This is a genomic window from uncultured Solobacterium sp. (assembly GCF_963550625.1).
Lineage (GTDB): Bacteria > Bacillota_I > Bacilli_A > Erysipelotrichales > Erysipelotrichaceae > Bulleidia.
Genome location: NZ_CAUVCV010000024.1, coordinates 1 through 13,050 on the forward strand (window position 1 = coordinate 1; position 13,050 = coordinate 13,050).

13 protein-coding genes are annotated in these 13,050 nt (G+C 38.1%); 2 read left to right on the forward strand and 11 right to left on the reverse strand.

Going from position 1 to position 13,050, the window contains the following annotated elements; translation table 11 throughout:
* Positions 1-329: 329 nt before the first annotated feature.
* Positions 330-935, forward strand: coding sequence for a master DNA invertase Mpi family serine-type recombinase (locus tag RYK16_RS08035; protein ID WP_314851738.1), 606 nt, complete (start codon positions 330-332; stop codon positions 933-935).
* A 270-nt stretch (positions 936-1,205) separates the two neighbouring features.
* On the opposite strand, the gene RYK16_RS08040 is transcribed toward RYK16_RS08035, so the two are convergent.
* The 10 genes from RYK16_RS08040 to RYK16_RS08085 form a co-directional block, all read right to left on the reverse strand.
* Positions 1,206-1,646, reverse strand: a complete 441-nt coding sequence (locus RYK16_RS08040; protein ID WP_314851739.1) for a hypothetical protein — start codon at positions 1,644-1,646, stop codon at positions 1,206-1,208.
* 533 nt (positions 1,647-2,179) lie between these two features.
* Positions 2,180-2,671 carry an Lrp/AsnC family transcriptional regulator gene (locus RYK16_RS08045; protein ID WP_314674423.1) on the reverse strand — a complete coding sequence of 164 codons (492 nt, stop codon included), beginning with the start codon at positions 2,669-2,671 and terminating at the stop codon, positions 2,180-2,182.
* A gap of 1 nt (position 2,672) precedes the next feature.
* Positions 2,673-3,848, reverse strand: a complete 1,176-nt coding sequence (locus tag RYK16_RS08050) for an aminotransferase class I/II-fold pyridoxal phosphate-dependent enzyme (RefSeq protein WP_314851741.1) — start codon at positions 3,846-3,848, stop codon at positions 2,673-2,675.
* 99 nt (positions 3,849-3,947) lie between these two features.
* Positions 3,948-4,472 carry a hypothetical protein gene (locus RYK16_RS08055; protein WP_314851742.1) on the reverse strand — a complete coding sequence of 175 codons (525 nt, stop codon included), beginning with the start codon at positions 4,470-4,472 and terminating at the stop codon, positions 3,948-3,950.
* Positions 4,473-4,475: 3 nt separating this feature from the next.
* Positions 4,476-6,452 carry an excinuclease ABC subunit UvrB gene (gene uvrB / locus RYK16_RS08060; RefSeq protein WP_314851743.1) on the reverse strand — a complete coding sequence of 659 codons (1,977 nt, stop codon included), beginning with the start codon at positions 6,450-6,452 and terminating at the stop codon, positions 4,476-4,478.
* A complete protein-coding gene (locus RYK16_RS08065) occupies positions 6,445-7,986 on the reverse strand; it encodes a S41 family peptidase (RefSeq protein WP_314851744.1) in 1,542 nt (513 codons plus the stop codon). Before RYK16_RS08065 ends, uvrB begins: the two co-directional genes overlap by 8 nt.
* A 62-nt stretch (positions 7,987-8,048) precedes the next feature.
* On the reverse strand, positions 8,049-9,443 hold the full coding sequence (locus RYK16_RS08070; RefSeq protein ID WP_314851745.1) for a peptidoglycan DD-metalloendopeptidase family protein: 1,395 nt from the start codon (positions 9,441-9,443) through the stop codon (positions 8,049-8,051).
* On the reverse strand, positions 9,440-10,333 hold the full coding sequence (ftsX, locus tag RYK16_RS08075; RefSeq protein WP_314851746.1) for a permease-like cell division protein FtsX: 894 nt from the start codon (positions 10,331-10,333) through the stop codon (positions 9,440-9,442). Before ftsX ends, RYK16_RS08070 begins: the two co-directional genes overlap by 4 nt.
* The gene (gene ftsE / locus RYK16_RS08080) at positions 10,326-11,015 is read right to left on the reverse strand and encodes a cell division ATP-binding protein FtsE (RefSeq protein ID WP_314851747.1); all 690 of its coding nucleotides are present in this window, start codon (positions 11,013-11,015) and stop codon (positions 10,326-10,328) included. The genes ftsX and ftsE overlap by 8 nt, the downstream gene beginning before the upstream one ends.
* Before the next feature lie 52 nt (positions 11,016-11,067).
* Positions 11,068-11,922: a YitT family protein gene (locus RYK16_RS08085; RefSeq protein WP_314851748.1), complete on the reverse strand. Its 855-nt coding sequence runs from the start codon at positions 11,920-11,922 to the stop codon at positions 11,068-11,070.
* Positions 11,923-11,965: 43 nt separating this feature from the next.
* Between RYK16_RS08085 and RYK16_RS08090 the strand changes: the two genes are divergently transcribed.
* Positions 11,966-12,409, forward strand: a complete 444-nt coding sequence (locus RYK16_RS08090) for a VanZ family protein (RefSeq protein WP_314851749.1) — start codon at positions 11,966-11,968, stop codon at positions 12,407-12,409.
* 16 nt (positions 12,410-12,425) lie between these two features.
* On the opposite strand, the gene ybaK is transcribed toward RYK16_RS08090, so the two are convergent.
* A complete protein-coding gene (gene ybaK, locus RYK16_RS08095; protein WP_314851750.1) occupies positions 12,426-12,908 on the reverse strand; it encodes a Cys-tRNA(Pro) deacylase in 483 nt (160 codons plus the stop codon).
* Positions 12,909-13,050 lie beyond the last annotated feature (142 nt).

Consider the following 13,050-nt stretch of genomic DNA (forward strand, 5'->3'; position numbering starts at 1 on the left):
AATTTGCATAGTTATAAGTATAGCGTTTTATATCTTTGCCTCTTAAAATTGGTCGAATTAATTCAGCGGATTTGGGGTCTGCTGTTATTAATGAATTCTTTGTTGCTTCATCTATAACGAAAGCGTCATTATAGCCTGTAAGAATTCCTCTATTAATTGATAGGTTCCAATCTTGTAGTTTAGTTCCATATTGTTCTATCTTTTTCTTTATAGAAAGTTCAATAGGATTTAAAATAACCCAGTTTTCGGAATTGTTAAATGATGTTTCAAAGCTATTTTGCTTTATATAATCGCTCGTTTATATGTCACCATAAAAGGAGGAATTTAATATGATTTATGGATATATAAGAGTGAGTACTGATAAACAGACTATTGAAAATCAAAGATTTGAAATCGAAAACTATTGTAAAGAAAGAAATTTATTGGTGGCTTCTTGGATTGAAGAGACGATTTCTGGTACAAAAAAAGTTGATGAAAGAAAGTTAGGAAAATTGTTAGGTAAAGTAAAAAAAGGAGATATTATTATTTGTGCAGAGCTGTCTAGACTAGGGAGAAATATGTTTATGATAATGTCGATATTAAATTATTGCATGGAAAATGAAATTAAAGTTTGGACGATAAAAGATGGATATAAATTAGGAGAAGATCTTACCTCTAAAGTACTAGCATTCGCATTTGGACTAAGTGCGGAAATAGAGAGAAACTTAATAAGCCAGAGAACCAAGGAAGCGCTAGCCCGTAAAAAAGCGGAAGGGGTGCAATTGGGCAGGCCAAAAGGAAAAAAGTCTACTCATTATAAATTGACTGGCAAAGAAAAAACTATTATTGAATTGCATGAGAAAGGATTATCGAAAAGTAAAATCGCAAAGATACTTGACGTACATAGAAACACTTTAAATGTATATATTAAACAGAATGGAATAAATTTAAGTTGATACAACCAACTAAACTATTATTTTGTTACTTCTAGAATTTAGAATAAAATAGTTCAATTTTTAACGAAAGTTCCTTTTCAATGAAAGTTCCCTATTTCTAGGGATTAAGAGAGGAAATATTTTACTGTAATAGTGTACTTATAAGATATTTTGTGATATTGAATATATAGACAGGCGATTTAGGCATACGAAAGCTCGGCTTTCAATGATGGTTTAAATTTTTCTCCTCGAAAAATCCTTTTTGTAGGTCGGGGATATGTGCCAGATTGTCTAGTGGATGATTGGTGTAAGCTTAACTTGTTCTATGTTGAGATGGGTCAACTTGTTAAGACTTAACACCTTTTTGTTTAGTGATAGAGTAGCGATATAGATAGGTGAATTGTAGTTTAAGGACTTACGAGAGTAATTGTTTACCATGTCAGACACATAGTTGATGTCCTTCTGGGTCAATGCATTCATACTCTTTCCCTTTGGAACACATTCTCTAAAGTGTTCATGGTTCTTCTTACATTTACCTTTCTGATTACTTCTTCTGGCCTTGCAGTAGTAGATGGATATTAGTTTTTCTCCCGTATATGCATCGGTCTCTGGACTTAGAGGATCATGGAACTCAGAGCCATTGTCGGTAAGAATAATTGGGAAGGTCATAGAAAATAGTTCTGGACCAAGGACATCCTTGATTATTTCGAATGCATGCTGGACAGCCAACATGCTTTTCTCCTTTAACAGATAATATAGCTGGAGATTCAATCTTGTATGCAAGAGTGAGAGGATACATTTCTCATCATTACCTTGCTTGTCGAGTATCATGTCCATTTGCCATTTGTTGATGGAAACATCTTCATTCTCGATGCGTTCGATATAGTCTTCGTATCTTCTGCCTTCGAGCCAATCGTAGTTGATTGGTATCACGACATGTTTGCTGGAAGAGCGTGTTTTATATTGCTCAATTTTCAGTGAAAGCTCACTTTTAACGAAAGTGCCCTTTAATTGAAGTGAACCCCAAAAGTTGGACAACAACTTAGGAGGTTCACTTTTATTATGAAATTTACATTTAAAGACAAAGTCCAGATCTACAATGAACGCAAATATGGATTTTCACTTTCACAACTTCAGTTAAAATGGAAAATTATACAAGCCAATATTTTATATCTCATCAGGTTAGTTGATAGACATGGAATTGATATTCTACGCCATAGCTATCATGATTACTCTGCTGAATATAAAGAACTTTTATTCGCTTTTTATGCGGATACTGGCATTCTTTCATCGCCTGCTTCGCTATGCAGATCCATGGTAACACCATTTACCTTATACTTCTTTAGTACAAACATTGTAACTGTTGCCGCAACACCTTCGATTGGTGCTAACTTTTCACCAACGAAGTCAGCGACCTCACGCATTGTCTTACCATTTACATTTACTAAGAATTCAGAGTTACCGCTCATCAGGAATAGACTACTTACTTCTGGGAAGTGTGCAATTCTTTCCGCAATCTTATCATAGCCACTACCACGTTCTGGCTTTGCGCTAACGCCAATCATCGCATCCACATGGTCGATATTTGCCTTGTCCCAATTCACCATTGTGTGGTAGCCACAGATAATTTTCTTCTCTTCTAGTTCTTTCTTTGCACTGTTAACAGATTCTTCTGTTTCACCAAGAATATCTGCTAAATCTGTAATACTTGCACGTGGATTTTGTACAAGTAAATCAATTAACTTTAAATTGTCCATTTTATTTTTCTCCTTTGTGATTCTTTATAAACTGTGCAATACGTCTCATCGCTTCTTGCAAGTGTTCAATACTATACGCATAACTAATTCTCGCAAAACCCTGTCCACTTTCACCAAACGCAGTTCCAGGAATAATTGCGACATGTTGTTCATTCAATAATTTCTCACAGAACTCATCACTCGTCATACCAAGACTAGAAATATTTGGGAAGACATAGAAGGCACCCTTTGGTTCAAATGTTTCTAATCCCATTTCATTGAGCTTACGTACACAATACTGACGACGCATATCATATTGCTTACGCATCTCCTCTACATCCCTATCACAATCACGTAGTGCTGTAATTGCGGCATATTGGCTCACAGTAGGAGCTGCCATAACACAATTCTGATGTACCTTTAACATCACCGTAATAATTTCCTTTGGGCCAAGAACATATCCTAAACGCCAACCTGTCATAGAGAAGGTCTTCGAGAAACCATTTAGAACGATTGTTCTTTCTTTCATTCCTGGAATTGACGCAAAGGATGTAAACTCTCCATCTCCATAGATCAGTTCTGAATAAATTTCATCGGAGATGACAAGAATATTTGTATCACGCAATACTTCCGCGATTTCTTCCATCTCTTTACGAGATAGTGTCGCACCAGTTGGGTTATTTGGATAAGACAATAGGATTGCCTTTGTCTTATCTGTAATCGCAGCCTTAATATCTGTGGCTTGGATTCTAAAATCATTCTCTACTTTCGCTTTTACATACTTGATATTCGCTCCTGCAAAAGTGGCTGTTGGTTGATACGTAACGTATCCTGGATCTGGCAAGATGACTTCGTCACCTTCTTCTACGATTGTGCGGAATACGAGGTCAATTCCTTCACTTGCGCCTACAGTCGTAATCATCTGATCAATGTCATAATCCAGATTGTATTTACGAAGTAGATATTCACGAATCGCAAGACGCAACTCCTTTAAACCTGCGTTGGTCGTGTATTGTGTTTTGCCTTGTTCAATCGTATGAATTGCCGCATCACGAATATCCCATGGTGTCTTAAAATCAGGCTCACCAACACTCAGTGAAATGCAATCAGGTATTTCCGCAACCAGGTCGAAGAACTTACGAATTCCTGACGGTTTCATATCTACTGCTCTTTGTGCTAATAACTTTGTATAATCCATAGTCTGTACCTCGTACGTCTACTCTATTATACTCGAACTATAAAAAAATGCTCCCTATGCAGGAACATTTTTTACAGTATTTTTCTTAACATCTAAAACCTAGACTTTATCTGAATGTTGATTCAAAAACTCTTGGATGAAAAAATCTACTTTCTCTTTTTCAGCGATGATGCTGACATTTATTTGCTTATCTATCTTCTTCTCACAAAATCCACAAAAGATAGGATTCTTGATTTTCATCGTTACCTTTGAACAACCAAGTGGAAGTTTACTTCCTTTTATTTCTTGGATATCTTCCAGTGTAAAGCGAAAATGCAATACACTATGTCCTCTACTTCCGTAAGTATAGTATTTTAAATAGTTGTTTTTATCAATTTCTAATTTCACTGCATTCAGATAGAAATAACAAACTAACAAACAAAGAAGTAGTGGTATACAAACAAGCGCAATAACAATAATCATCCTGCCTGATTCATCCGTTCCGTCATGAATCAAATTTTTTAATATCCACATCACAATCAAAGAAAACGATATAATCGTCACAAAGGCTATCCAATTTAGTATCGTCTTATGTGGATATGTCAAAATCAGTTTTGGTTCATCTTGCATAGTATCTGTTTTCATCATTTACTCCGATTTTAATTCAAAGAGAATATCGCGAAGTTCAGCTGCTCTTTCGAAGTTTAGACTTGCGGCTGCCTCACGCATTTCAACTTCCATATCTGCAATAAGTTTTGCCTTATCTTTCTGAGAAAGTTTCGCTTTCTTCTGCATGTATTTCGCAGCCATTTCTTTGGTCTCTTTACCTCGAATCGCTTCTTCAACATTCTTCTTAACCGTTGTAGGAATGATGCCATGTTCTGCGTTGTACGCTTCCTGAATCTTACGACGACGTTCTGTTTCATTGATTGCGTAACGCATGGAATCTGTCATAACATCTGCGTACATGTATACTTCACCATTCGCATTACGTGCCGCACGTCCTATCGTCTGTATTAAGGAACGATGGCTACGTAAGAAACCTTCCTTGTCCGCATCTAAGATACATACTAGAGATACTTCTGGAATATCCAAACCTTCACGCAGCAAGTTAATACCGACAATCGCATCAACCTTTCCCAAACGTAAATCACGAATGACTTCCGTACGTTCTAACGTCTTTGTCTCATGGTGTAAATGTGCAATCTTATAACCACGTTCTTTGAGGTACGCTGTTAAATCTTCTGCCATGCGTACGGTTAATGTTGTAATTAACACACGCTCATTGCGTTTAAGTCTAGCATCCAGTGCCTCACAGATATCATCAATCTGTCCCTTGGTTGGTTTGACAGTAATCTTTGGATCGAGTAATCCCGTTGGACGAATAATCTGTTCTGTTACATGGTGATCCACAGCTTCTAATTCAAAGTCACCAGGTGTTGCGGAACAATATACAACCTGATTCATCATCGACAGGAATTCATCAAATTTCATCGGACGATTTTCTAGTGCTGATGGTAAACGGAACCCATATTCCACCAATACTTCTTTACGTTGGCGATCACCGTTATACATACCCCTTACCTGTGGTAAGGATACGTGTGATTCATCCACAAACAATAAGAAATCCTTAGGGAAATAATCAAAGAGATTCCATGGACGCTGTCCTACTTTTCTACCATCGATATGCATAGAATAGTTTTCAATACCAGAGCAGTATCCATTCTCTCTTAGAGCTTCTAGATCAAAACGTGTACGCTGTTCTAAGCGCTCTGCTTCAAGTGGCTTTCCCTTTTGACGGAAATACTCGAGTCGATCTTCAAGTTCTGCTTCAATCGCATCACACGCTCTTAACATCGTCTCCTTTGAACGAGCATAACCACTCGCCGGGAAGATATTATAGAACTGGTATGCATTCATGGTCTTTCCTGTCAAAGGATCAATCTCAGTAATACGTTCAATCTCTTCACCAAACATCTCAATACGAATATTAAATTCATTTGTATAAGATGGTGTTAAATCAATAATATCTCCACGTACACGTATCGTACCTCTTGTTTGATCAACGTCATTACGTGAGTACTGTAGTTCAATCAAACGACGCATCAAATCATTGCGATCAATGCTTTCCCCTACACGTATTGTATAGAACATATTCTTATACTCAACAGGGTCACTGGCCGCATAGATACATGCAACAGATGCGACTACAATCGTATCTCTTCTTTCCAGCAGAGAATTCAAAGTAGACTCACGAAACATATCCAACTCTTCATTAATCGCAGCTGTCTTTTCAATATACATATCACTCTTAGGCATGTACGCCTCCGGTTGATAGTAATCAAAGTTTGATACGAAGAACTCTACACGATTATGTGGAAATAATTCTTTAAACTCTGAATATAACTGCCCTGCCAATGTTTTATTGTGTGAAAACACAAGTGTTGGACGATTCATCTGGGCAATAATATTCGCCATGGTAAATGTTTTACCAGTACCAGTAGCACCCTCTAGAACCTGTTCTTTCTTACCTGCATGCAGGCCAGCAACTAGTTCCGCAATCGCCTTTGGTTGATCTCCCGTAGGCTTAAATGGTGATACAAGTTCAAACTTACGCTCATCCATTTAGGACTTCCTGTGCTTTCTGTAGTTGAACGTCGTGTGTCTTTGTTGTATTCCAATCTAATACGACAGCACTATAGAGTACACCAAATGTTTCTTTGTCTAATACACCATCTACTGTAATACCTTTGTCTGTTTCAAACTGACGTAATGCCTCTTCTGTTTGAGAAGAGAAATAACCATCAGTACGACCAACGTTATACCCTAGATAATCCAAACATAGTTGGGCGAATTTCACAGGTTCACCAACACTATCATAAGCGTAGTGATCCGTATCATTCATCTTTGGTAGTGTAGTGTACATCACTTCATGTAACTTCACTTCGATATCTGGTGTAATACCAACACCATTCACCCAAACATCATTTGGAGAAGTCCATTTTGATGTAGTGTACTTGAGTGCTGAGCCATCTTTGAATACGCGAGACACCTGCACTGTACCCTTACCATAACTTGTAACACCAAGTACGGTTACATCCTTGTGCTGTTCCTTAAGCGCCATTGTTAATACTTCAGAAGCACTCGCTGTATTCTTATTCACTAAGATAGCTATCTTCTTGATATTGTCATACATACCATCCGTTGTACGGATTTCTTCTGTTGTACCATCCGCATAAACCTGCTTCATCGCAAGTGTATCCTTTGGCAAGAAGTATGACGCAATACCCTGTAGTGCAGTTAGATAACCGCCACCATTATCACGTAAATCAATCACGATATTTGATACATTCGCATTCTTAAAATCATCGAGGTATGCCTTTACTTCATTGGTTGTATTTTCGCCAAACTGGTAAATCTGTAAGTAACCAGTATTATCACTGAGAATCTCACCAAATGCAGTTGCACTGACAGCTGCACGTGTGATCGTAATCTCGAGAGGTTGTTCCTGACGGATAAATTCAATTGTCACATCCGTACCACTATCACCCTGAACTAGATTCTTTATTTCTTCGGTTGTCTTACCAGCCAGTGATTCTCCATTGACTTTATTCATGATGTCTCCAGCTTTTACACCTGCCTTATCTGCTGGTGAATTACGGAAGACACGCTCAATGATATTAATGCCATTGGCTTGCAAGAACTGCACACCTATCCCAACATAATTACGATTAATTGAATCTGTAAACTTCTTCATCTCATCTGCAGTCATGTATTCAGTATGCTTGTCAATCTCATTGGTTGTAATACCCTTTAGGGCCTGATCTGTTAATTGTGTATTGATATTTTCTACCTGGTCTGCAAAAAACCAATCATTCTCCATCACCTGTAAAACTCCGTTGATTTTCTCATCAGAATTTAAAGGAAGATTATTTACAACGTTCTTGCGTGTAGGAGCCAAGGAAGATAGCGGTAACACGGAACCAAGTAACCAACCACCAACTAAGGCAACCACCACAAACGCTACCAAGAGAATGCGTAGACGCTTTACTTTCTTTTGTTCTTGTTTTAAAGCCACTTCTTCTGGCCATAAATGACGACGGAAAGGAATACTATATACTTTTTCATCGTTCTTTAATTCTTCTTTGTTTTCGTCCATTTCACTGCCTCTATCTTTCTAAAAAGAGTCTCCATTTTAGAAGAGACTCTTTGATGATATTTTTAATAACCAAATACTTCTTCAGGTTGAATACGACATGGAGCACCAACGCCATCACTGCAACGTCTGCCATATAAGCCGTATCTTCCACCAGTCCAACCTGCACCAAAACTTACGTCACCATTCCAGTTGGCTGCGTAATACGCAAAGTTAGATGCATCTCCTAGATAGAATATTTCCACGTGACAGTGTGGTCCAGTTGTATTACCGGAAGAACCTACCTGTCCAATGACATCACCTGCATTTACAATCGTACCTGTCGCTGCCGGTGTATTTAATGTCATATGGAAATAATCCACACCATACAAGCTACCATTTACCGTTACAAGTAAGATAACCTGGTTACCAGAATAGGAAGCACCACCAAACTGATAGCCGCAACTATCACCCAAGTAACCTACTGTTGGACAGCCATTAACACCTCTTAATACAACACCATTGGCGACTGCACGAATTGTCGCACCATAACCAGCCGCAAAGTCATATCCCAAGTGAATACTACCATCTGGGTAAGACCAAGTACCAGCACTACGCCAAGCGCCATCAACTGGATAAGTCCAACCATTTGTTGTTGGAATCGCCTCAATCTGAGCAGTGATACCTGCCATTAATGCGTTGTTTTGTGCAATATCAGAGTTCTTAGTCTCAATAGACCCACGAAGTGCAGCTGCAGTCTTCTGCGCTGCTTCTTGGGCAATCTGCACATAAGTCTGTAATGTGATTAGTTCCTTTTGTTGTGCTTGCTTCTCTTGTTTTTGAATTTCAAGTTCATTCTTCGCAACAACAAGCTCTTCTTTTTGTTTATTTAATGTTGCGATAATCTGAACAAGTTCATTCAAAGTCTTCTTATCATATTGAGAAATAGTACTTAAACCATTCGCAATACGGATAAAATCTGTAAAGTTATTCGCACCCATCAAAATATCAATATATTGATTTGTACGCATCGTAGGTTGATTTAACACCATACGTGTCTTTACTTTATCTTGTAGTTTATCTGCAGTTTGTTGGTTTTGTTCAATCTCTGCTTGCTTATAGTCAATTTCTTTTTGCTTTGCGTCAATTTCAGCTTCTTTCTGCGTAATTTCAGCTTGCTTTGTATCGATTTGAATCTGATACTCTGAAATCTTCGCCGCATACTTTGTAATATTGGCTTCCATATCAGCCTTTTGTGCCTTCCAAGCCTCAATCTGTTGACTCATTTCTGCATTCTGAGACTCTAAGTAAGCTTTATATGCTTCACATGCACTGGCATCATCTTTACCGTAGTTTGTACAGCGATTCAACCAATATTCAGAGTTGGAATAATCTTCATCCGCAATAACGGTACTAGATTGGTTTCCAACCATAATCATTGCCATTAATAGACACAAACAAATCTTCGCTAGTTTTTTCATCGCTTATCCCTCAAATACTTCGTAACGGAGAGCCAGCTTCCGAAAAGACCAACAAGAATGCCAACTAATAATAAGATACCTGAAACATAGTATAAAAATGGGAATGCTTTCTCTAAACGGAACATATTAGAGATTAATACACCAGACGTCTTTTCAAAAATCACGATGTAACCCCAAACCGTTAGGCCAATCGGAATGATCGCACCTAGAATACCTGTAATAATACCTTCCCAAAGGAAAGGAGCACGAATAAATCCATTTGTCGCACCTACATGTTTCATGATCGTAATTTCATCTTTACGTGCATAAATTGTAAGTTTGATTGTATTTTGAATTAAGAAGATTGCAAGTAGCGTTAACGCAGCGACTAGGATACCACCAAAGCGGCGAATGGATGACATCGCATCAACCATATTCAGTGTACTTTGTCCACCATAGTTAACACGATCAACCCCAGTAATCTTTTCGATTTCCTTAGCAATCTTTTCAAGATTTGCACCATTCTTTGTTTCTACGTAGTAGGCGTCATGCATAGGGTTATCTGCCTTAAATGGCTCAAATACCGCTCTTGTACGCTCATCCTCAAAACTATTGATGTAATATTTCAACTCATCATCTTTTGAAGAATAGGATACTCTTTCAACACCATCAATGGCAGAGATTGCTGTTTCAATCTGCTTTAAGCTAGACGCAGATTCCGCATCATATGCCACCATAACAGAGATTTCGACAGAAGACTCTACTGAACGTGTAAATTGTTCTAAGTGATAACTTAATACCAAGAACAAGCTAATAATCATTAGTGTTACTGTAACTGCAATTGCACTCGAAAGAGACATTGCCCAGTGTCTACCAACACCACGGATACCTTCACGAATTGGTCTAATCATGACGAACATAACCTCCTTCGGAACGGTCAGCCACAATGTGTCCTTGTTCCAAAACAATCGTACGCTTACGATACTTATTTACAAGCGTAATATCATGGGTAACCATGACAACTGTTGTACCATAGCGCTGATTAATTTCTTGTAGTAAGTCCATAATTTCATCTGATTTTGCTGGATCCAAGTTACCAGTAGGCTCATCCGCAATCAGTACCTTAGGACGGTTCGCAATTGCACGCGCAATCGCTACACGCTGCTGCTGTCCACCAGATAATTCCTTTGGGAAAGAATTACCTTTCTCACTTAATCCAACGACTTTCATCACTTCAATCGTACGCTTACGAATCTGTGCCTTCTTCATACCGATAACCTCAAGGGCATATGCGATATTCTCAAACACTGTCAAATGTGGTAATAATTTATAATCCTGGAATACAACACCGATATTACGGCGATAGATAGGAATCTGTCGTTTGGATAGTTCACCAACATCAATACCGACAACTTTGACATTGCCTTTTGTACACATTTCTTCCGCATCCATCAACTTAATCAAAGTAGACTTACCAGAACCAGTTGGCCCAATGACGTAAACAAATTCGCCCTGATCAACTGATAAATTTATATCATACAGTGCATTTGTACCATTTTTATATCGTTTGTAAACATGGGTGCATTGAATCATAAGGGTACCTCCTTACTTGTGAAATACTGCGCAATAATTTTATCACATTCTGTTAAATATTGGATGAAGCGTAGGTGAAACCTTCACCATGCATATCAGACGCGTCGTTTGTAATTACGAACGCTTTTGGATCAATTCGATTAATTAATGAAATCAAGCTTGCATATTGACGTGTTGATACAACGACCAACACAACATTCTTTGTTTCACTGTTAAATCCACCACGACCATCTAAAATCGTAACACCACGATTGAGCTCCTGATAGATTGCATCTCGTAATTCTTCCCAATGACTGGAAATAATATGTACAGACTTGGCATTCGCACCTTGTCCAGCACTCAGCACCTTTCCAATCGCAAAGCCAGACGCAAACACGGACACTAGACCAAGTAGTGCAGAGTTAATGCCATACGCCGCAATACCTAATCCAACCGTTAAAGTATCAATAATAATAACCAAAACCGAAATTTGTACACCTGTAAACTTATGTAAAATCAAGGCCGGTATATCCATACCACCTGTACTAGACCCTGCTCTCATCACAATACCAATACCAGTACCACCAAGGAGTCCTGCATATAAAGCAGCTAGTATTGGATCAACAGTGATTGGATTTGGAACCTTAATCAGTAAGTTGTTGAATACTGGATAGGCAAGTGAAGATAACATCGTTGTTAAGGCAAATTCCTTACCCAGGATAACTGCTCCTAAAATTAGGAAACCAATCACTGCAGAGTTCGCAAACAAGGTCTTATCTATATGGAAGAATGGCTCAAAGGCAACCGCAAGACCAGCGACGCCACCGGAAAGAATATTGTACGGTAAAATAAAAAATTCTACTGACATAGACAATAAGAACGTTCCAGCTAAAACCATCAAAAAATTGATTACACTTTTCTTATTCATGGAAGGTATTATATCATAGGAAATACAATATGGAGAATGGCTAATGAGGGATAAACGTATAAAAAAGATAATCCTATGGACTATCGTAATCGCATACACACTTTGGATATTTCACAACTCAGCACAAACTGGGAAAGTATCCGCAAATCTAAGTGAAACATTAAGCTATCGTATCTATGATCACTTACAATTTCTTCATTTCATACCATTCAAGCTATTCCACACTCTAATCCGTAAATTTGCCCATTTTAGTGAATACGCTCTACTCGGTATTTTGGTATCAACCGTTAGTTCTCATACCATCGAGGAGCGCCAACAAAAACGAGTCATCATCCTGTGGATGATACTTGTACCAATAATTGATGAAGGAATTCAATACTTTACACCTGGAAGATCAGCCGAACTACGTGACTGTATCATCGATATGTGCGGATATGGTTTCGGATTTCTAATCACTTATCTGATAAAACAGCGGAAAGCCAAATAAGTTTCCCGCTGTTTCTTTATTGAATTAATCCTGCAACCTTACCCTCTGTAATCTTGATAATATCATCTGGGGCAATCTCAATCTGCGTTCCTATCTTGCCACCTGATACAAGAATCGTATCAAAAAGTACGACTGTTTCATCATAAACAGTCACAAATAATTTCTTCATTCCAATTGGTGAACAACCACCATGGACATAACCCGTTGTCTTTAATAGTTCCTTCTGCGGTAACATCGCTACACTCTTTACACCAACCGCACGCGCACAAGCCTTTAAATCCAGTTTCTCTTTTACTGGAATTACAAATACGTAATGATTGCCATCATCACCCTTCGTCACTAATGTCTTAAAGACCTGTTCTGGATCTTCTCCACATTTTTGGGCAACCGAAACACCATCCAATAAACCATCACTTACATCATAGGTATGTTCCTGATACGTAATTCCTTCCGCATCCAAAAGCCGCATCACATTTGTCTTCACTTCTTTTTTTGCCATATGTTTACCTCGCCACTATTTTACACCAATTTATAAATCACTGCAGATACGTTCCATCCATATAAAATTTACGCTACAATAAACTGCGAGGTATTTAACTATAAGAAAATCAAGTAAAATTAAAAAAATTTTGAGATTTAAA